Here is a 21,184-nt window from a genome sequence, read left to right as displayed (position 1 = left end):
CGGATGCTGAGGCTGCTCGGGCTCCGTGCCCGCGCCCAGTGGCCGCTGCTCGCGGCTCTGCTGGCGGTCGTCGCGCTCGGCGCGACCCTGCTCGGCACCTGCGCCCTGCTGGTGACCGGTACCGCCGATCGGGCGTTCGAGGTCGCCGCGGCCCGGGCCGCCCCCGGCGACGTCGGTGTCACCGCCTACACCGTCACCGTGCGGGGCACCCACGCCAGCTCCGTGGCCGCCGACACCCGCGAGCTGCTGACCTCGACCCTCGCCCCGTTCTCCGCGACGACGGCCACCCGGGCGTCGTCCGCGTTCCGCACGCTGCCGGAGGAGCTGGCCGCACGGAGCGACGTCCTGACCGAGACGTACCTGTCGGCAATGGACGACCTGCCGGCCCGCGCCGCGCTGGTCGACGGACGCTGGCCACGGGCCGCCGACGGGGCCACGTCGCTGGAGGCCGTGCTGCTCGAACCCACCGCGCGGCAGCTCGATCTCGGCCTCGGCAGCCGCGTCCGGCTCGGCGCGGAGTTGAACGACGAGCCCGCCCCGGCGGTCGACGTGACCGTGGTCGGCGTCGTACGCCCGCTGCCCGGCACCGGGTGGGACCGCGATCCGCTCGGCGGGGCCGGCTACGATCTCGCCTTCAGCGACGGGCGCCAACCGCAGTTGGTGCACGCCTACGGTCCGGTCGTCGTCGATCTCGCCGACCTGCTCTCCGGCGGCCACACCATCGACCGGATGGAGATCACCGCCCAACCGGACCTCTCCAGTGCCGCCCGCCACGACCTGGAAACCGTCGCCGGGGCCGTACGCGGCGCCGACCGCCGGCTGGCCGGGATCCTCGGCGACCGGGTGCGGATCGAGAGCCTCGCCTCGCGGCTGCCGCAGACGCTGCTGACCGCCCGTGAACAGCAGCGGGTCGCCGCCGCCACGGTGCTTGCCGTCGCCCTGCTCGGCGGTGTCCTGACCGCGACCGCCCTGGCCCTCGCCGGACGGCTCGCTGCCGGAATACGCGCCGAGGAGAGCGGCCTGCTGTCGACACTCGGCTTCGGCCGTGGCCGGCTCGCCGCCGGGGCGGCTGTCGAGGGCGGTACGCTCGCGCTGCTCGCCGCCGCGCTCGCGGTCCCCGCCTCGTCCCTGCTGCATTCCGGCCTGACCCGGCTACCACCGCTGGCGGGTGCCGGCCTGGCCGGGCCACCGGAGGTGACCGCCCCGCAGGTGCTCGTCATCATCGGCGGCGTACTGGTGCTCGCGGCGGTACTCGTGGCCCTCGCCGCCCGGCCGGTCGTCGTGGCCGGCGGCCGACGCGACCCGCGCGGGCTGCTCGCCCGGTCCGGAGCCGACGTCCTGCTCGTGGCGCTCGGCGCGGCCGGGCTCTGGCAACTGCACGCCCAGGCCACCGTCGCCGACAGCCGGATCGACGCCGCCCGCGTGGTCGCGCCCACGCTGCTGCTGGCCGCCGGCGCCGCGCTGGCCCTGCGCCTGGTGCCGCCCGCGTTGCACGGTGCCGAGCGGCTGGCCCGTCGCGCCCGGGGACTGGCGCTTCCGCTTGCCGCGTTCGAGGCCGCCCGCCGGCCCCAGGCGGTCGCCGCCGGCCTGCTGATCGGCCTTGCCTGCGGAGCCGGCACCTTCGGGGTCGCCTTCGGCGCCACCTGGGAACGGTCGCAGTACGACCAGGCCGACCTCTCGGTCGGCACCGATCTGGCGATCGCGTTGACGGCCCCGCCGGTCGCCGGGCAGGGCGCGGCGGTCGGCGGGGCGACCGGGGGAGCGGTGAGCCCGGCCGCCGAGCGCGGCGTCGCCATCGGCCAGTGGCTCGGCACGCCCGGCGACGCGCCCCGGCTGGTGGCCGTGGACACCGGCCGCGCCGGGGCGCTGCTGCGCGGGCGGCTGGACGGCGACCGTAGCTGGGCGGAGGTGGGCGCCGCACTGGCGCCGCCGTCCCGCGCCGTCGGAGTCGCCGTCCCGGCCGGTACCGCCCTCGCCCTGACCGGTACGGCGACCGGTTCGACCCCGGTCGTGGTGACCCCCAGGCTGGTGTTCCAGGACGCCACGGGCCTGCGGACGACCTGCACCGGCGAGCTCGTCCCGCTCGACGGCGCGGTACACCGGCTACCGGAGTGCGTGCCGGCCGACGGTCTGGAACTGGTCGCGCTCTCCCTGCCGATCGCGGCCGATCCGTCCGCCGGACCGGCCGGTCCCGAGCGCAGCCACGTCGCCGTGACGCTGACGGCCCCCGGGGCGTCGGCCCGGAACGGCGCACCGCCGTGGACGGCCAGCTCCGCCCCGCCCGCACCCGAACAGCTCACGGATTCGGCCGTCGCGCTCGCCGGTACCGCCTCGGGTATCGGGTTGAGGATGACGACGACTGTCCAGCTCGGCGGCGCTCAGATCGCCGCCCGCGACCTCGTCGCGACCGCCTTCCCCGCGCCCGGACCGATACCCGTGGCCGTCTCGGCCCGCCTCCTCGACGAACTCGGGGTACACCGCGGCTCCCCGCTCAGCATCGGCGTCGGCGTCTCGGCCGTTTCCGTCGTCGTCGCCGACGTGGTGCCGCACGTCCCGTCCGCCCCCGGTGCCGCAGCCATCCTGGCCGATCTGGACGCGGTCTCCCGTGCCCTGGTGGTCACCGGCAACCTCGAGTATCCCGTGGACGGCTGGTGGGTCGGCCACCCCGCCCGGGCGGACGCCGCCGTACACGCCGCGGCCCTGCACCTCGGTCAGGTCACCACCCGTGCCGCGGAGGCCGAGCGCCTGCGCGCCGGGCCGTTGCGCGCCGGGCCCCCGGCCGCGCTCCGGCTGCTCGTCCCCGCCGCCGCGTTGCTGCTGATCGCCGGTGTCGTCCTGCACGTGCTCGTCGACCTGCGGGCCCGCCGGGTCGAGGTGGCCCGGCTGCGCGGGCTGGGAATGACCCGGCGCGAGGTCCGCGTGGTGCTGTTCGGCCAGTACGCCGGCCTGCTGCTGCCGCTGCTGATCGCGGGTGCGGCCGTCGGCGGGCTCGCCACGCTCGTCGTCGCGCCCCCGATGATCCGGTCCGAGGCCGGTGCCGCGCCGGTCCCGCCCGTCGTGCCGTACTGGCCGTGGGCGGCCGAGGCGGCCCTGCTCGGCCTGCTGCTGGCCGGTTGCGTGCTCGCGGTGGCGGTCGTGGTCACCGTCCGGACCCGGCGTGCCGAGGCCGCGTACCTGCGGGTGAGTTCGTGATCCGGCTTCGGCGCCCCTCGGCGCACTGGCGACCCGCTGTGCGCTGGCGATCCGCGCTGCACTGGTGGCCCGCGCTGCACTGGCCGACTGTCCGCAGCCGCCCTCGGGCCGATGCCGGGCCGCTGCTGTTGACAACGGTCGTCGTCGCGGTCGTCGTCCTGTTCGCCGGTGCGGTGCCGCCGCTGATCCGGGCCACCGCCGACGACGCCGTCCAGCAGGCGGTACGCCGCGCCGGCGACGACGCGGCGATCCGGGTGCATGCCCGTTGGGAGCCGGACGCCGGACCGCGCGGCGGACGCGTCCGCGACCCGTACCTCGCCGAGGCCGTCGGCGACCTGCACAGGATGGCCCGGGACGAACTCGGACCCGATCTGGCGGCCGCGCTGCGCCCGTCCATCGCCGGCGTCACCAGCAGCACACTCAAGATCGCTGACGGCAGCGTGCAACGCACCTTCCAGCTCAGCTACCTCGGGAACGATCCGGCCGCCGGTGGGGGCCCGGACGTCACCTGGATCGCCGGCGGTGCCCCCCGGCCGGCGGTTCCGGAGGTGGACAGCCGGGTCGAGGTCCCGTACGGCGGACCGCCCTGGCCGGTGCAGGTCGGCCTGTCGAAGGCGGACGCCGAAGCGCTCGGCCTGGGCCCCGGCGACCGCATCCCGCTCGTGGACCAGCGCAATAACGAGAAGCACGTCCAGGTGAGCGGTGTCTTCGAGGCGGCGGACAGCGGCGATCCGGCCTGGCGGCTCGCACCGTGGCTGTTGCGACCCGTTCCCGGCGTGGACGGCGTGGGCAGCACCCGGCTCGCCGGGCTGCTCTCCGCCGACTCCCTGCCCGACGCCCGGCTCGCCTTCGAGGACGACGAACTGGAGCGCAGCCTCTGGTTCAGCCCCGACCCCGAGGCGCTCACCCAGGACTCGGCGGGCAGCATCGCGGCGACCGTGGTCGCCCTCAAGGCGTCCTCCGGCTCCTCCGGGGTCCGAGACGGCACCCTGCGCTGGGAGACGCAGCTCGATGCCGTGCTACGGGACGTCCGGACCCAGATCGCCGCCGCGACCGCGCAGGCGTCCGTACTGCTCATCGGGGTTCTGGCCGTCGCGGTACTGGTGCTGATGCTCGCTGCCGAGCTGCTGGTCCGCCGCCGCGCCTCGGCGCTGGCCGCAGCCCGGCAGCGCGGCGCCTCCCTGCCGGACCTCGCCGCGGAACTGCTGCTCGAGTCCACCGTGCTGGCGCTGGTGGCCGCCGTGGCCGGGCTCGCGCTGGCCGGCACGGTCGCCCCGGGCCTCTCCTGGAGCTGGGCGGCCCCGGTGGTGCTCACCGCGGCCGCTGCCGGCCCGGCTCTCGGCACACTCGCCGCCGCCCGGGCCACCCGGGACCGGCGCGTCCCGGCCAACCGGTCCGCACGCCGCTGGGTCCGCCGCACCGGGCAACTGCGCCGGGCCACCCTGGAGGCTGCGGTCCTGGCCGCCGCGGTGGCCGCCTTCGTCGCGCTGCACCAGCGCGGAATCCTTCCGGCCGTCCACTCCGGCGCGCCGGCCGGTCCGGAATCCGGCCAGCACGATGGCGTGACACTGCCGGCGAGCGCGCCCGCGCTTGGCGCGCTCACCGGCGGGCTCGTCCTGCTGCGGCTGCTGCCTGCCGGCACCCGCCTTGCACTGTGGCGCTCCCTGCGCTCCCGCCGCCCGCTCGCGGTGTTCGGCGCCGCGCAGGCGGCGGCGACGTCGGCACGCGTGCTTCCACTGCTGGTCCTGGTCACCTCCGTCGCGCTGGCGTCGTTCGCGCTCACGCTCCAGGCCACCACCGTCCGGGGCCTCACGGCGGGCGCGTGGCGTACCGTCGGCGCCGACGTCCGGCTCGACGTCAGCCCGGCCGCCGAGGACTCCACGGCAGATCTCGCCCGGCGCATCGCCGCCGCGCAGGGGGTGCGGCAGGTGGTGGCCGCGCAGGTGACCGACGGTGCGCCGATCGCCGCCGATTCGACGCTCGTCGCACCCCGTCTGGTGATCGTGGACGCCGTCGCTCTCGCGCGGCTCCTGGCCGCGACCCCGCTGGCGGACGGACCGGAACTCGACAAGCTCGCGGTGGCCGGCCCCGGTCCCGTCCCGGCGCTGGTGCGCTCCACCGACGGCGAGCTGCGGCCCGGCACGCGGTTGGAGCTCCGCCGGCAGGACGGCCCGGCCGTCCAGCTCGCCGTGGTCGGCGCGGCGCCAACCGTCGGCGACGCGGACGACGTGGTCATCGTCGACGCCGCCGCGATCGCCGCCACCGGTGTACCGGTCGTTCCGAACACCGTGTGGGTGGCCGGGCCCGGCGCGGCTCGGGCGGCCGCCGACACCAGTGTCGCGGCTGAGGTGGTGGTGCGCGAGGACGTGTTGGCACAGCGCCGCGCGGCGCCGCTCTCCCTGGGGATGCTGCGGCTGGGCTGGGCCTCGGTGGCGATGTTGCTGGCGATGGGGCTGCTCGGACTGGCGCTCGGCGCGGCTGCCGGCGCGTCGGAGCGGTGGCAGACGCTGACCCGGCTGCGGACGCTCGGCCTGCGGTCGACGGACACCCGCCGGGTCGCCGCGGGCGAGTTGCTGCCGCCGGTGGCCGTCGCCGCGGTGGCCGGCCCGCTGCTCGGCGTGCTGCTCGCCGGCCTGACGCTCGGTCCGCTCGCGCTGCGGCTGCTCACCGTGCAGGCTGCCGACCCGGCGCTGGTGCTGCCGTGGTGGCAGATCGGTCTGCTCGCCGTCGCGTTGCCGGTGGCGGTCGTCGCGGTGCTGCGGGTCGAGTTCGCATTCCGGCGCCGTCGGCGACTGGGCGAGGTACTCCGGGCGGGCGGGGGGTAGCCGCCGTCGACCGGGCGCGGTACCTCGGGCGGGCGGGGACAGCCGGCGGTCGGACCTGCGGCAGTTCCGGCTCGGAAACGGCCGTTCTCCGGAACCGGAACCGGCTGCGGCTGCGGCTGCTCTGACAGTGAGGATGTAGGTGAGTCCCGTACCGGCCGGTCTGACCCTTGCTCTGACCGTGAGCATGTCGGGAACGCGGTCCACCCGGTCGAACCGGCGGTGGACCGCGACCGGCTGCTCGTTCCGGCGCATCTGCGGGCGATCGCGCTCGTAACATGAGGACGTGGAGTGGGTCACCGTACGCTTCGCGGGCGGTCCGGCCGACGGCACCGCCCGGGACCTGCCGGCCGCGCCCGGTGGCCGGCCGCCGCGACGGTGGGTGTTGAGCAGCAGCTCGGACGGGCCTGCGGAGCCGCCCGGCGTGGACCACCTCTACGAGTTGCGGCCCCAGCAGGAAGCCGACGGCTGCTGGACGATGGCGTTCGTCCGCTCCGACCCGGTCGGGATGACTGAGTAGCGGCGCCGGGGCGAGAGGCTCTGCCGCACGACGCGAGGCCGACCGCGCCGGGAACCGCTGGCCCTGCCGGGAACTGCTGGCCCTGCCGGGAACTGCTGGCCCTGCCGGGAACCGCTGGCCCTGCCGAGAACTGCTGGCCCTGCCGAGAACTGCTGGCCCTGCGGGAAATTGTCGAGCGCGGATACAACCATTCGCGGCCCGGCGAGCATCCCAGTGCCGGAATCGTCTCTGGGAGGGTCGACCGGATGCAGCCGGACTGGGAGCACGAGTACGTCGAGTTCGTCACGACCGCGATGCCGAGGATGCGGCGGCTGGCGTACCTGCTCTGTGGCGACGCGCACCGGGCCGACGATCTTGTCCAGCAGACCTTCACCACGCTCTACGTGCACTGGCCCCGGGTCCGTACTGTCACCCACCTCGACGGGTACGTCCGGACCGCCCTGGTCCGGTTCTTCCAGGGTGAGAAGCGGCGGCCGTGGTCGAAGCGGGTACGCCTCACCGAGTCGCCGCCCGAGCCGTTCCCACGCGGCGGGCCGGATGTGGAGGAACGGACGGTACTGCGGGCGGCGCTCGACCGGCTGCCCCGGAAGCAGCGCGCCGTGCTGGTGCTGCGCTTCCTCTGCGACATGTCCGTCGCCGAGGTGGCCGAGACGCTGGGCTGCTCCCCCGGGACGGTGAAGAGCCAGAGCTTCCACGGGCTGGCCACGCTCCGGCGGCTGCTCGACGAGCAGCCGGAATCCGGCGGATCGCCCGACCCGACCGCCCGCGCCGGGCCGCCGTCGCCGGCTGTGGCGACCTCGCCGACCAGATGCCCGACTCGGGCGCGGACCGCACCGTCCTGGCCCAGCCGTGTCGCCCCGGCCAGCCCTGACGGCCTTCCCGGTCCGACGGACAGGAGATGAGATGGACGAGTTCGACGACGCCGCGGCCCGTAACCTGTTGCGCCCGCTCGACGGCGACCCGGACCAACCCTCCACGGTGGAGATAGACACCTTGCTCCGCACCGGCCGGCGCCGGGTCCGGCGCCGCCGGCTGCTGGCCGGCGGCGGCCTGGCCGCGACGACCGCCGTCGTCCTGGTAGCGGTCCCGGTCGCGCTGGCCGCGGTACGCGACGACGAGCCCATCGCCCCCGACCCGGCTCCCGGCCAGGTCGTCCAGCCCGGCCCGACACCGGACGACCGGCACACCGCCGACTCCACCCCGCCACCCGTCCTGAGCAGGTGTACGCCGCACCGGCTGCCGCTGCCGGACGGCGCCACCGAGAGCCAGGTACTCGACGGCGACCCGACCGGGCGGTACCTGGTCGGGGTGGCCCGGGATCCCCGCACCGCGCGTACCTGGACGCTGCGCTGGGACCGGGGCGCCATGACGGTGCTCGAACCGCCGACCACCGATCCGGCCCGGCTGCTGGTCAACTCCCAGGGAGTGGTGGCGGGTGACGGCATCGCGGTGCGGGACGGTACCGCCGTGCAGGTCTCCTGGGTCTACCGGTACGGCCGGTACGTGGACCTGACCGACTCGAACGGGGGCTATCTCGGTGACGTGCTGGACCTCAACGAACGCGGTGACGTGCTCGGCGGCATCCGCACCTTCGCCTATCAGGGCGGGTCGACCGGCACGAAGGGCGGCCCTCCGCAGCCCACGGGCGGTGCGGCAGGGACGCCGGGTGAGCCGGCCGCGTCGCCGGGAGGCGGGCGCTCCGACGGCTACACGGTCGTCTCGGGACGCCACCCGGCAGTCTGGGCGGCCGGCGCGGAGCAGAGCCCGACCAGGCTGGGGGAGGACGGCACCGGATCGCCCTACGCCACCGGGCTCGGGGACGACGGCACCCTGGTCGGCGGCATGCTCAGGTCCGGGACCGACCAGGTGGTCCGGATGTTGGTGTGGGCTCCGGACAGTACGGTGCGCACCCTGGCACCCCCGCCCCGACACGGTGTCACCACCGGCAACCTCTCGATCCGGGGCGGCTGGGTGCTCGGCTGGTCGGTCGCGTCGCCGGGCGCCGAGCAGAAGGTCGTACCGACCCGGTGGAACCTACGTACCGCCGAGGCGACCCCGCTGACCGGCCTGGCCGGGGCGGCGGCGATCAACCGGTCCGGCTGGGTGGCCGGGTTCGTCCGGGACGCGGCCGGCGTCGAGACCCCGGCGGTGCTGGCCGGCGAGCGGCCGGTCGTGCTGCCGCTGCCGGACGGGGCCGTACCCGGCAGGGCGGGACCGGCGGCGGTGAGCGTCAGCGACGACGGCCGGGTGGTCGGCGGGCTCGTCTCGGTCGGCCCGGACGACGCCACCGCCGCCGTCCGCTGGACCTGCGAATAATCCACGGGTACGGCGGGAGCAAGCCGTCGCCGGACATCTGCCGGCCCCGCCCGGGCGGATACCGGGCGGGGCCGTGGACGTACCGGTCAGGACCTGCGGGTCAGGCTTGCCGGTCAGGACTTGCGGGCGGCGGCCCGGATGGCGGTCTCGACGATGCCGGCGTACCCGACGTGGCCGGCCCGGTTCGGGTGGTACGACTCGCCGATCGGGTTGGAGGTGCCGTTCAGCCACTCGACGTCGTCGCAGACCGCGTGCCCGGTGAACGGCCTCCGGGCGTCGACGAAGGCGAACCCGTGCGCGGCGGCCCGGGCGGCGATGGTGGTCGCCAGCAGGTCCGCCGCGGCGTTGAGTTCGGCCTGCTCACCGGGGGAGATCCGGGCGATGATGTTGCACTCCTCGCCGTTGAAGAGGCGCGGATATCCGACCACCGCGACCCGGGCGTTCGGGGCGAGACTGCGGATCCGGGAGTAAAGCTGGTCGAGCCGGCCCGGCAGGGTGTTCCGGATGGTGTTCTCCGCGCTGTCGATCTGGGACCAGCAGGTGGTGGGCCAGGGCAGCGCACACTGCACGATCACCGATGACCAGCCGATGTCGTTGCCACCGGCCTGCACCGTGACGTAGTTGGTGGCCGAGTTGAGGCTGCTGAGTTGCCCGCTGAGCACGCTGGAGGTGGTGGCTCCGGCGCAGGCCGGGAAGCTGAGCGTGGCGCCGAGCCGGGCGGCGTCGAGCACCGGGTAGGAGTGCCGGGAGCGCTGGCAGGAGCCGCTGTCCGGGTAGTACTCCCGGGTGCCGGTGCCGGAGGCGTACGAGTCGCCGAGTGCGGTGTAGGTGGTCGCCGCCGCGTGCGCGGGTACGGCGGCCAGGCCGACGGTGAGCGTGGTGACGAGTGGGACGGTGATGGCGGCTAGCAGGGGGACCAGGCGACGAGGCAGCGACATGATTGGCCTCCTGACATAGGCAAAGATAGATGTCAGGTTGGCAGATACCTGCGCTGCGCGGTAGTAGCTGTGTAGGTTTCTTTCTGCTCAGCGGGCCGCGATGGCGTGGAACGCGCCAGCCCGGGTGCCAACGTAGATCCGCCCCCGCCAGACCGCCGGAGTCGACTCGATGCAGCCGCCCAGCTTGACCTTCCAGAGTGGCTTCGGCGCGGCCGTGGTGTCGGCGACGTCGTACGCGTGCAGCGTGCCGTTGCAGTCCCCGATCACCAGTACGTCGTCGACCACCACCGGCGACTGCCAGGTCGGACCGGGCAGCTCGAACCGCCACCGTACGGCTCCGGTCGCCCGATCGACGCCGAGTACCTCGCCGCCCTGGGTGTCGAAGATCGCGATGTCCTTGTGCAGGGCGGGACTGCCCCAGATGCCGGCCGGCTTGCGGGCGTGGTCGTCGACGTGCCAGACGCTCGGGTTGCCCTTGCGCCTGGGGTCGAGCTTCATCATCTGCCCGACCTGCTTCGACCGGGCGGTGCCCCGCTCGTACTCCGAGCCGACGTAGAGCGCGCCGGTCTCGTCGACCGCGATCGAGGCGTCGGTGTCGTCGCCGGTCCAGAACCGGAACACCCGCTTGGGCTTGCGCCCCTGCTTCAGGCCGCTGATGTCCCAGCCCTGGACCAGCCCGCCCGAGTTGGCGAAGTAGACGACGTTGCCGGAGATCGCCACCGAGTTCTCGATCGAGACCATCCGGTCGTCCACGTCGCGGAGGAGTTGGGCGTCCCAGCCGGGGGCGTTGAAGACCAGCTTCGGCTTGACCGTGACCTTGCCGTTGGCGGCGTACTTCCGGTTGAGCTTGACGATGTGGAACTGGCTGTTCTCGCCGCCGAGGAAGAGGTAGTCGTCGAGGATCAGGCCGGCGCCGTCGAAGTCGTCGTTCCACATCGTCGGCGAGACCGCCCGCGCCGACAGCTTCCACAGCTCGGTCGGTTTGCCCCGGTCGATCGCGATCACCCGGTAGTAGTTGTCCCGCGATCCGGAGTAGACCAGCGGGAACCCGTCCGGGTCGACGGTGACCGAGCCCTTGATGATGTCGCCGGTCGGGAAGTCCGGCAGGATCCGCTCGCCGCTCTCGCCGTCCAGGAAATGGATCTTGTGATCGTACGCCCCGAAGACCACCCAGGTCCGCCCGGCCCGCTCGAAGACGGCGGGTTGGCCGGTCCAGCCCGTACCGCACCAGACCCGGGTGCCCTTCTCGTCGGTCGACTCCCCACACAGGCCACCGCTGCGCGGGAACTGCCACTGCCGCGCCGGAGTCGTCCGGGGCATCGGCCCGGTGCCGTAGTACGTCCGGGTCGGATTGCCCCGGAAGGTGAGCAGGCCGTCCACCTTGTCGCCGTACGGCTTGCCGACCAGGGCCGGATCCGACCAGCCGGTGAACGCGGCGGGTTTGGCGGCACCCACGCCGCCCGGGGTCGGGCTTGCGCTGCCCGACCAACTCGGCCCGGTGTCGGGCGCGTCGCCGCCCAGGTCGCAGGAGGTGAGGCCGAGTACGGCCACCAGGCCGACCACGACAAGCCGGGTCGGGGTCGGGGTGAATCCTGAACGCAGTGGTCCGGTCACCGCAACAGTGTGCCTACCGACGTCAACTACCGACAGGACCGCTATTCGGTCACTTCAATGTCCGGTCGTTCCGGCGGGTTGGCCTGATGATCGGCGGAGTCGGCATCCCGCGAACGGGGGAGCCGCCCGGCGGCAGGCGGGCGCCGGTCCCGGCCCCGCAGCCTCGGCGGTTGCGGAGGCTGGCCAGGTGGGAGCGGCGGCGGTGGAAGCTGGCCGGGTAGGACCGGTGGTGCCGGCGGTTGCGGAGGCTGGCCAGGTGGGGCCGGCGGCGGTGGAAGCTGGCGGGGTGGCATGGGGAGATGACCGGCCGGTGGGACCGCCCGGATCGCGGTCGGCGGCCGGAGGGCGGGACCACCGGACCGGTGGAGCCACCGCCGGCGACGCGGCGGGCGGATCACCAGGGGCGCGATGACGGCGTTCGCCCTTCGCGCCCGGTCCTCCTCGGCGATCAGGTCCTCGATCGCCCCGTCCGGTATCCGCACCGGACCCAGGTCGGCGGCGAACTCGGCACGCCAGTCCGGGGGCAGCCGGTGTCGGAGCAGATGCGACACGGCGACCCGGGGCGGCGAGCCGAAGACGCCGAGCATCGCCTCGGCAGCCCGTTGCCGGCGCGCCCATGCCTCCCGCTCCGCCTCGGTGAGCAGGTCGCGCGCCTGGTAGTCGCCCCGGAGGGCGTACGCGGCCCGGGCCTCGGCCGCGATCCGGCGGATCCGCAGCCCGAGCGGCGAGTCGTCGTCGACCCGCCAGCGCTCGCCGGTCGCCGCCCGGTCCAGCGCCTCGGAGAACTCCGGATAGCCGTCGAGCCCGGTCTCGGCGGCGAGCCGGCGGGCCTGTGCGACCATCGCCGACCGCAGGTCCGGCTCGTCGGCGTACCTGATCAGGCCGGCGATCGTCGGCTCCAGTACCGCCGGCAGCGCGGCCTCGGTCGGCGGAGCGGGCAGCAGCGGGTGATACTGCGCACTCGGCAGCGCCCCGAGCAGCGTCGTGGCGTCCAGTTCGATGCCCAACTCGGCCCGGAGCACGTCGAGCAGGGCCGGCAGGTCCTCGTCCGGGTAACGGTCGGGCGGCGGCGGGAGCAGCCCGGCGGCCCGTAGCGTCGGTGCGAAGAGGTCGGGCCGGCTGCCGGTCGACTGCTCCGGCCGGAGCGTGTCGTACCCGGTGACCAGCGTGCCGTCCTCGTACAGCGCGAACCGGGTGGCGGTGCCGATGTAGTGCACCGCCACCGCCCGGGTGCCGGCGGAAAGCCGTCGCAACACCTCCGGGCGGGCGCCCTGCGCGTCCCGCTCCTCGGCGGCGAACGCCCAGGCGCCGGCCCGGCCGACCCGGACCACCGGCCGGTAGCCCTCGGTCCAGGTCCCGGCGAGGTCTCCGGCCGCCAGCCGGTCCCGGGGTACGGCACGGGCCGGCTCGGCGCCGTACCGGCGGAGCAGCTCGGCTTCGTCGACGCCCGCCACGAAGCTGAGGCAGAGGTTGCCGAACTCGCCGACCCAGCCCGCCTCGGGCTGCGGCGGGTGCGGCCGCGCCGGATAACGCCCGGTGGTCCCGGCCGCTGCCGCCGGACCGACCTCGGCCGCCAGCGCGAACACCGACCGGGGGGCCGGATGCTGCTCCCGGACCGTCTCCCAGTGCAGCCGCCCGCCGAAGGCGACCGGATGCCTGGATCGCAGCGACCGCCCCCGGTGCAGCGCGTCCGCCACCTCCGCCAGCAGGTCGCCCAGCGACGCCCAGCGGCCGAAACTGGTCCCGCCGCCCTTCAGGTGCGTTCCGACCGCCCCGTACGACCCGCCGGGGCGGCAGTCCAGCACCAGCATGTCCACCGAGTTCGTCCTGGCGAACGGCACCCACTCGGGATGCCAGTAGTGGCCACGCATCGTGTCGTCGGTCATGAACTCGCGCAGCCCCTCTTCGGTGCTCCGCCACCGCCGCACGATCTGCTCCACCGACATCGGCTGGTACGACCCGGCCAGCTCCAGCGTGCCCGCCCCGTCGGCACAGCCGTCGTGCCGGGCCAGCGATGCGGACAGGTCGGCCGGGAAGGTCACCCCGATCGCCCGCTCGGCGTCCGCCACCGCTGCCGCATCGGCGGGCGGGCGCAGCGACCCGTACGTCTCGACGGCGTGCCGGGCCAGCCACTCCTCGATCCCGGCCCAGCCCGCGACGACCCGCTCGACACCCGTCACCGGTCCTCCCCCGTGGACACCGACCATCGACGCCGCTCACTGCCGGCGGCGCCGGTACGGCAGCGTACCGGTCCGGGGTGACACCCACCGGGGGCCGATCGACGGGAGCGGCTGACCGGCCGGGGACCGGTACCGGTTGACCGGGAGCGAGCGGTGGCGGCCCCGCTTCGGGCCGGTTCAGTTGGCCGGCCGGGGCCGCTCGGTCGGGTGGCTGATACCCGTCCGAGCACTCTGCCCCATACGCCCGTTGTGCTCGGCGGTGCGTGGGTCGGAAATCTGACTTAACACCACCCGTTGTGTCACTGATCCAGGGTGGTTAAGCTCCTTGGTGCGCGCCCCAATCGCCCGCTTCCCCCGTGGCAGGCGATCGGGGCGCGCACCTATGTCCGGGCCCTTTCGTGTCCCGACCAACCTTCCGGCCGGCGCCGTCCGCCGTGCCCCGCGCACCGACCGCGAGGCGCCCCAGGCAACACCACGCACGCGTAGCCGTTCCTGCGATCGTCCGCGTTCGGCCTGGTCGTCCACGGTGGAACCACGCCGGGCGGATCACCGCCGCAGGGTCCACACGATCACCCTGCCGGCGATCCGCCGGACCCCGTCGACCCGGCCGGACCCCGTCGACACGGCCGGGACCGCCGAGAGGGAGCGGCCGGGCGGGCCCGGAGTGTGCGCCGCCCGGCCGCTCCGTCGGCTGTGCCGAAGGGTCAGATCCAGCGGTTGCCGAGCCACATCCGGCTCGACCACTCCGCGTACGGCAGGAGCTGTCCCACGAAGATCGGATAGAAGTAGGCGAAGCAGATCGCCACCAGCAGCACGTACGTGCCGGCGACGATCGCGCCGATCATGCGGCGGTCACTGGTCCGCCCGCCCTGGCCACCGTCGCCGGACGATTCGGCCGGCGGATCACCACCGGCCTGGGCGCCCGCCGGCGCCGGTGCCCGGGCCGGGCCGGTGATCGCGCCCAGCACGTAGGTCACGGCCAGGATCATGAACGGCACCACCGGCGCGGCGTAGAAGAAGAACATCGTCCGGCCGTCCAGCGCGAACCAGAACCACGGCAGCAGGCCGGCCGCCACCGGCAGCAGGATGGCCAGGGGGCGCCAGTCCCGCCGGGCCAGGCCCAGCCAGGCGACTGCGGCCAGCGCCGGCAGGAACGACCACCACAGGATCGGGGTACCGAGCAGCAGGATCTCCGAGGCGCAGCTCGGGGCTCCGCAGGCGCCCTGGTCGGACCAGTGGAACGCGACCGGCCGGCCGAGCAGCAGCCACTGCCAGGGCCAGGACTGGTAGACGTGTTTGTCGTCGAGGCCGGAATGGAACCTGAGCGCCTCTTCGTGGTAGTGCCAGAGGTTCTGCAGGCTGCCGATGATCGGCACGCTGGACTGGCCGGTGTCGGCCCGCCAGTTCCGGAAGTAGCCGTTGTCGCTGGCGAACCAGCCCGACCAGGTGGCGAGGTAGACGAGCCCGATCAGCACCCCGGCGCCGAGCAGCCAGAGTCCCTCGTCGAGGAAGGTGTCCCGCCACGGCCGGCGTACCCCGGCGGAACGGCGGGCGCCGACCTCCCAGAGCACGACCAGCAGCGCGAACACCGGTACGAAGTACAGTGCGCTCCACTTCACCCCGAACGCGCAGCCGAGCAGCACCGCGGCGAGCAGCCGCCACCACGGCACCCCGTCGGACCACCGGAACGCCGGCCGGTTGCGCCGCCCCGGCTGGCTCGGGTCGAGGCCGGACTCGATCGCCCGCAGCCAGCGCTTCCGCCGGACGTCCCGGTCCACCACCAGGGCGCCGAACGCGGCCAGCACGAAGAACATCAGGAAGATGTCGAGCAGTGCGGTGCGGGAGAGCACCAGGTGGAAGCCGTCCAGCGCCATCAGCAGCCCGGCGGTGCAGCCGAGCACGGTCGACTGGAACATCCGGCGGGCGATCCGGATCAGCAGCAGGACGGAGAGCGTACCGATCGCCGCGGCGGAGAACCGCCAGCCCAGCTCGTTGTAGCCCCAGATCTGCTCGCCGATCGCGATCATCCACTTGCCGAGCGGCGGGTGCACCACGTACGCGGCGGTATTGTTCTTCTCGTCCCATTCGACGCCGCGCAGCAGCAGGTTGTGCGCGTCGGTGGCGTAGTAGATCTCGTCGAAGATCTTGCCCTTGGGGTTGCTCAGCCCGACGAAGCGCAGGATGCCGGCGATCAGCACCACCACGGCGGTGGCCAGCCAGGACCACGGTTCGAGCCGGGCGTCGAACGGGGCCAGCCGGCGTCTGATGATCCCGGGTACGCCCCCGTTGGGGCGCTCGGGGCGCTCGGTCGTGGCTGTCCCGGCCGGGGTGGCCGAGACCACCTCGACCACCGGGCCTGCCGCCGGCCCGGCGGTGCCCGGGCTCTCGGTCTGCGCTGTCGACGCCAGAGTCACCCCGTGATCGTAGGCTGCGATGGTGTGAAACGGGGCACGACGCTCGCTATGTGCGATGACAGGTATCGATGAAGGAGCCAGTCGGTGGAAAAAACGCCCGGTAACGGCCGGCTGATCCTGCTCGGGGCGCCGCTCGGAAACCCCGGCGACGCCTCGGCGCGGCTGCGGGACGCCCTCGGGCAGGCCGACGTCGTCGCCGCCGAGGACACCCGCCGGCTCACCCGGCTGGCTCGCGACCTGGACGTCACCATCACCGGCAAGATCGTGTCGTACTTCGAGGGCAACGAGGAGCGCCGTACCCCGGACCTGGTCGACGCCGCCGGAGACGGCGCGCTGGTGGCGCTGGTGACCGACGCCGGGATGCCGAGCGTCTCCGACCCCGGCTACCGGCTGGTCCGGGCCGCGCTCGACGCGGGCGTGCCGGTCACCGTGGCGCCCGGCCCGAGCGCGGTCACCACCGCGCTCGCCCTCTCCGGCCTGCCCACCGACCGGTTCTGCTTCGAGGGGTTCCTGCCCCGCACCGGCGGCCCGCGCCGGGCCCGGCTGCGGGCGCTCGCCGCCGAGGAGCGGACGCTGGTCTTCTTCGAGGCGCCGCACCGGGTGGCCGGCGCGCTCGTCGACCTGGCGACCGCGTTCGGCGCCGATCGGCCGGCGGCGCTCTGCCGGGAGCTGACCAAGACCTACGAGGAGGTGCTGCGTCGCCCGCTCGGCGAGCTGGCGACCTGGGCCGCCACCGGCGAGCCGCGCGGCGAGATCACCCTGGTGGTGGCCGGTGCCCCGGCGGTCGCCGCGCCGGTCCCGGCCGTCGCGGACCTGCGGGCCGCGGTCGCCGACCTGGAGGCCGGGGGTACGTCCCGACGCGACGCCATCACCGCGGTCGCCACCGAGTACGGCCTGCGCCGCCGGGACGTCTACAACGCCGTGCACCCCCCGGCGTCGAGCTGACGCGCCGGCCGCCGCCAGCGGGGGTCAGTAGGCGCCGGCCAGGAACCCGGCGGCGAGCAGCAGGGGGCCGGCGACGCTCACCAGGGCCGCGGCGTGCCGGTTGCGCCGCTCGACCAGTCGCAGCGCCCCGCTGGTCCAACCGGCTCCCACGCAGCACAGCAGCACCATCCCGAAGCCGAGTATCCAGCGCAGGTGCAGCAGGCCGCTGCCCGCGCCGACGTACGCCTTTCCGCTGTCCGCCCCGACCATCCGGGCCGTGAGCCGGCTGCCGAACTCGCGGTGCGCCGCGCCGACGTCGACCAGTCGGATGTCGTGGACCCGCAAGCGGCCGCTGTCGGCGCTGAAGGTGCCCCGGCAGTGCTGCCCGAGCCCGCGCCCGGTGCAGGTCTGCACCGTCGCCGTACCCAGCTCGCCGTGGCCGACGGCGAGCCAGAACGGCTCGGCACTGACCCAGGCGAAGAAGCTGGCGACCAGGGAGCAGAGGATCACCCCGGCGAGCCCGAGCGCCGGGTTCCGCGGCGGCTTCGGCGGTCGCGGCACCCGCCGGGTCGCGGTCGCGGCCGGGTCCTTCGGTCGGCCGTACCAGGTCCGGGGAGTCGGCTGCACGGGCGTGCCGTCCCAGTGGACCTCCTCGATCGGCAGCCAGAAGTCGTCCTCCTCGGCCGTTTCCGGATCCGTTCCCGGTGCGGCGGTCGGTAGCGACCCGGTCGGTCCGTTCCAGGTCGGTGCGGTGGCCCGGGGCGCCCGCCGGGGCAGCATCGCGAGCGGGGCGCCGGTGGTCGGCTCGATGCCGGACGGGCCGGCGAGCGTGCCGGGGGCACCGAGCCAGGCGGAGCCGAGTGCGGGTGTGGCACCCCGGAACGGTCTGGCCGGCGCCGGCTCGTACGCCGGGGCCGGCCGCTGCTGCGGCGCCGGTCCCGCCTCGGCGGCCGGGTTGTCGGTGGCCTCGGCGGGCTGGACCGGCCCGGTGGGTGATTGCCCGTCGGCGGGTACGGGCGCGGTCCCGGCCGGTGTCGGTGGACCGGGTTGGACGGGTGCCGGTGGACCGGGCTGGACGGGTGCCGGTGGACCGGGCTGGGCCGGTGCCGGTGCCGGTGCCGGTGGACCGGACTGGGCCTCGGAAGGGCGCGTTTCCGCTGCTGGCTGCCCACCCTCCTGGCCCGTCACCCGTCCATTGGACAACGCTGACCGGACTCGCCCAGGCAGCCGTACAGGCGTGTCGAAGGAGAAAAAAGTCGGATATCAGTCTGAATATTGGCAGGTTGAGTGATCTTTCCGCTAAACACCCGTCGATGCCGCATCTCCAACCAGGCCCCTACCGGCGCCGTCGGCCCGGGGTACGGCGTTGGTTCGCGGTACTCGGACGGTGGTCACTAGGCTTGCTTCTCATGAGTCACGTTCTCGCGGCGGTTGCCTGGCCGTACGCCAACGGCCCGCGCCACATCGGCCACGTCTCCGGCTTCGGGGTCCCCTCCGACGTGTTCAGCCGGTACATGCGGATGGCCGGGCACGACGTACTCATGGTCAGCGGCACCGACGAGCACGGCACGCCGATCCAGGTGCAGGCGGACAAGGAGGGGGTCACCCCGCGCGAGCTGGCCGACCGCTACAACCGGGTGATCGTCGAGGACCTGCACGGGCTCGGCCTCTCCTACGACCTCTTCACCCGGACCACCACCCGCAACCACTACGCGGTGGTGCAGGAGCTGTTCGAGACGCTGCATCGCAACGGCTACATCGTGCCCAAGGTCACCATGGGGGCGATCTCGCCGTCCACCGGCCGTACCCTGCCGGATCGCTACATCGAGGGCACCTGCCCGATCTGCGGTTACCCGCACGCCCGGGGTGACCAGTGCGACAACTGCGGCAACCAGCTCGACCCGGTCGACCTGATCGACCCCCGCTCCAAGATCAACGGCGAGACACCGCAGTTCGTCGAGACCGAGCACTTCTTCCTCGACCTGCCGGCCTTCGCCCAGGCGCTGGCGAAGTGGCTGGACAGCCGGGAGGGGTGGCGGCCGAACGTGCTGCGCTTCTCCAGGAACCTGCTGGACGACCTCCAGCCCCGGGCGATCACCCGGGACCTGGAGTGGGGCGTGCCGATTCCGCTGGAGGGCTGGCGCGACCGCAGCGACAAGCGGATCTACGTCTGGTTCGACGCGGTGATCGGCTACCTGTCGGCGTCCATCGAGTGGGCGCGGCGCTCCGGCGACCCGGAGGCGTGGCGGCGCTTCTGGACACCAACGGACGCCCAGGGCTCGACCGGCGGCGCCGACGGGGTCGGCGGAGACGTCCGCGGCTACTACTTCATGGGTAAGGACAACATCGTCTTCCACTCGGTGATCTGGCCGGCGCTGCTGCTCGGCTACGACGGCGAGGGCGACCGGGGCGGTGAGCCCGGCGACCTGGGTCGGCTCAACCTGCCGACCGAGGTGGTCTCCAGCGAGTTCCTGACCATGGAGGGGAAGAAGTTCTCCTCGTCCCGGCAGGTCGTGATCTACGTACGCGACTTCCTGGCCCGGTACGACGCCGACGCGCTGCGCTACTTCATCGCGGTGGCCGGCCCGGAGAGCCAGGACACCGACTTCACCTGGGCGGAGTTCCTGCGCCGCAACAACGACGAACTGGTCGCCGGCTGGGGCAACCTGGTCAACCGGTCGATCTCGATGGCCGCGAAGAACTTCGGCGCGATCCCGCCGATCGACCCGGCCGGGCTGACCGAGGCCGACGAGGCGCTGCTCGCCACCGCGCGGGCCGGGTTCGGCACCGTCGGCGACCTGATCTCCAAGCACCGGCAGAAGCAGGCGATCGGCGAGGCGATGCGGGTGGTCGCCGAGGCCAACAAATATCTTTCCGAGCAGGCCCCCTGGAAGCTGAAGGGTGAGGCGGACAAGCCCCGGATGGGCACCATCCTGCACGTCGCGCTCCAGGCGGTCAGCGACGCCAACACGCTGCTCACCCCGTTCCTGCCGCATTCGGCGCAGCAGGTGCACGAGCTGCTCGGCGGGACGGGTGTGCACGCGCCGATGCCGTCGATCGTGGAGGTCGACGACCTGGACGGCGGGCCGTCGTACCCGGTGTTGACCGGGGACTACACGGTCGGGGCACGGTGGAAGTCGGTACCGGTCGAGGCAGGGCGGGCACTGGCCGCGCCGAAGCCGGTCTTCCGCAAGCTCGACCCGTCGATCGTGGACGAGGAACTCGCCCGACTCGTCGGCTGAGCCAGCCGGTCGGGTACGATCCGTCTTTCCATTTCCCCCGAGTCAGAGACGGTTGTCGATCGTGGAGCTGGTGTCGTGACCGCGCCGAATGACGGAAGCAAGCCTCAGATCCGGCAGGACCTGCCCACCGCGGCGCGGATGTACGACTACTGCCTCGGCGGCAAGGACAACTTCCCCGTCGACCGGGCGGCGGTGCTGGCCGTGCACAAGCAGTTCCCGGAGGGCGTGACCGAGGCCCGGAACAACCGCCTGTTCCTCTACCGGCTGGTGCGCTTCCTGGCCCGGGACGCCGGGATCCGGCAGTTCCTGGACATGGGCAGCGGACTGCCGACCCAGGCCAACGTGCACCAGGTGGCCCAGCGGTTCCAGCCGGACGCGCACGTCGTCTACGTCGACAACGACCCGATCGTGCTGGCCCACGGGCGGGCGCTGCTGGCCGACGACCGGACCACCACCGTGATCGCGGCGGACATGACCGAACCGGAGCGGATCCTCGGCGACCCGGAGGCGCGGAAACTGATCGACTTTTCCCGGCCGGCCGCCGCGCTGTTCCTGTCCATCGGGCACTCCATCGTCGACGACGCGTTGCTGCGGAGCATGCTCGGCACCGTGTGGGAGGCGCTCGCGTCCGGCAGTTACCTCGCGTTCTCTCAGGTGTGCGGGGTGGACCAGGCGACGGTGGACGAGGGCAACGAGATGACCAAACGGCTCGGCCTGGCCTGGCGTAACCGCACGACAGACCAGGTCGTCGAGCTGATGGGCGGGCTGACGGCGGCGGAGCCGGTGGAGCCGGGCCTGGTGAAGGTCGTCGACTGGCGTCCCGACCCCGACCAGCCGACGTTGGCGCACGTCGACGAGCCGCTGCGGCCGTATCTGGAGTCACCCCCGGAGAACCAGCGCTCCATGGAGTGCGGCGTGGTGTTCCGCAAGCTCTGACCCACCCGGTAACTCGGGGACGATGTCCCGGCAAGGAATGTCCCCGTCGAGGGCTGTCGAGCTGCCCCGCTTGTGCTCCCGGCACC

At 73.8% G+C, this 21,184-nt stretch carries 13 protein-coding genes; 8 read left to right on the top strand and 5 right to left on the bottom strand.

Going from position 1 to position 21,184, the window contains the following annotated elements:
• The first annotated feature begins 3 nt into the window (after window positions 1-3).
• The 5 genes from ACQEVC_RS04925 (at window position 4) to ACQEVC_RS04905 (ending at window position 8,850) form a co-directional block, all read left to right on the top strand.
• Window positions 4-3,192 carry an FtsX-like permease family protein gene (locus ACQEVC_RS04925; RefSeq protein ID WP_432873745.1) on the top strand — a complete coding sequence of 1,063 codons (3,189 nt, stop codon included), beginning with the start codon at window positions 4-6 and terminating at the stop codon, window positions 3,190-3,192.
• A complete protein-coding gene (locus ACQEVC_RS04920) occupies window positions 3,189-6,017 on the top strand; it encodes an FtsX-like permease family protein (RefSeq protein WP_432873743.1) in 2,829 nt (942 codons plus the stop codon). Before ACQEVC_RS04925 ends, ACQEVC_RS04920 begins: the two co-directional genes overlap by 4 nt.
• A gap of 283 nt (window positions 6,018-6,300) precedes the next feature.
• Window positions 6,301-6,534, top strand: coding sequence for a hypothetical protein (locus tag ACQEVC_RS04915; protein ID WP_318397738.1), 234 nt, complete (start codon window positions 6,301-6,303; stop codon window positions 6,532-6,534).
• 245 nt (window positions 6,535-6,779) lie between these two features.
• Window positions 6,780-7,436, top strand: coding sequence for a SigE family RNA polymerase sigma factor (locus tag ACQEVC_RS04910; RefSeq protein ID WP_432873741.1), 657 nt, complete (start codon window positions 6,780-6,782; stop codon window positions 7,434-7,436).
• A gap of 1 nt (window position 7,437) precedes the next feature.
• Complete coding sequence (locus tag ACQEVC_RS04905) at window positions 7,438-8,850, top strand: hypothetical protein (RefSeq protein ID WP_432873740.1); 1,413 nt, start codon at window positions 7,438-7,440, stop codon at window positions 8,848-8,850.
• 113 nt (window positions 8,851-8,963) lie between these two features.
• On the opposite strand, the gene ACQEVC_RS04900 is transcribed toward ACQEVC_RS04905, so the two are convergent.
• The 4 genes from ACQEVC_RS04900 to ACQEVC_RS04885 all read right to left on the bottom strand — a co-directional run bounded on the left by ACQEVC_RS04900 (window position 8,964) and on the right by ACQEVC_RS04885 (window position 15,933).
• A complete protein-coding gene (locus ACQEVC_RS04900) occupies window positions 8,964-9,788 on the bottom strand; it encodes an SGNH/GDSL hydrolase family protein (RefSeq protein WP_432873739.1) in 825 nt (274 codons plus the stop codon).
• Window positions 9,789-9,875: 87 nt separating this feature from the next.
• Window positions 9,876-11,402: a PQQ-binding-like beta-propeller repeat protein gene (locus ACQEVC_RS04895; protein ID WP_432873737.1), complete on the bottom strand. Its 1,527-nt coding sequence runs from the start codon at window positions 11,400-11,402 to the stop codon at window positions 9,876-9,878.
• Window positions 11,403-11,443: 41 nt separating this feature from the next.
• Window positions 11,444-13,582, bottom strand: a complete 2,139-nt coding sequence (locus ACQEVC_RS04890) for a DUF6461 domain-containing protein (protein ID WP_432873735.1) — start codon at window positions 13,580-13,582, stop codon at window positions 11,444-11,446.
• Window positions 13,583-14,286: 704 nt separating this feature from the next.
• Window positions 14,287-15,933 (bottom strand): dolichyl-phosphate-mannose--protein mannosyltransferase, encoded by a 1,647-nt coding sequence (locus tag ACQEVC_RS04885; protein WP_432891032.1) that lies wholly within the window; start codon window positions 15,931-15,933, stop codon window positions 14,287-14,289.
• 147 nt (window positions 15,934-16,080) lie between these two features.
• Here ACQEVC_RS04885 and rsmI point away from each other — a divergent pair, with 147 nt between their 5' ends.
• On the top strand, window positions 16,081-16,941 hold the full coding sequence (gene rsmI / locus ACQEVC_RS04880) for a 16S rRNA (cytidine(1402)-2'-O)-methyltransferase (protein WP_432873733.1): 861 nt from the start codon (window positions 16,081-16,083) through the stop codon (window positions 16,939-16,941).
• Window positions 16,942-16,965: 24 nt separating this feature from the next.
• Here the strand turns inward: rsmI and ACQEVC_RS04875 are convergent, their stop codons facing one another.
• Window positions 16,966-18,108: a hypothetical protein gene (locus ACQEVC_RS04875; RefSeq protein ID WP_432873731.1), complete on the bottom strand. Its 1,143-nt coding sequence runs from the start codon at window positions 18,106-18,108 to the stop codon at window positions 16,966-16,968.
• A 221-nt stretch (window positions 18,109-18,329) separates the two neighbouring features.
• On the opposite strand from ACQEVC_RS04875, the gene metG reads away from it, so the two are divergent.
• Entirely contained in the window at window positions 18,330-20,162 is a 1,833-nt protein-coding gene (gene metG / locus ACQEVC_RS04870) for a methionine--tRNA ligase (protein ID WP_432873729.1), read from the top strand.
• 75 nt (window positions 20,163-20,237) lie between these two features.
• Window positions 20,238-21,098 (top strand): SAM-dependent methyltransferase, encoded by an 861-nt coding sequence (locus ACQEVC_RS04865; protein ID WP_432873727.1) that lies wholly within the window; start codon window positions 20,238-20,240, stop codon window positions 21,096-21,098.
• Window positions 21,099-21,184: the final 86 nt, after the last annotated feature.

The sequence above is a fragment of the Plantactinospora sp. CA-294935 genome (genome assembly GCF_050936445.1).
Lineage (GTDB): Bacteria > Actinomycetota > Actinomycetes > Mycobacteriales > Micromonosporaceae > Plantactinospora.
The sequence above is the reverse complement of the archived record's forward strand: the minus strand, read 5'-3'. Positions and strand labels throughout refer to the sequence as shown.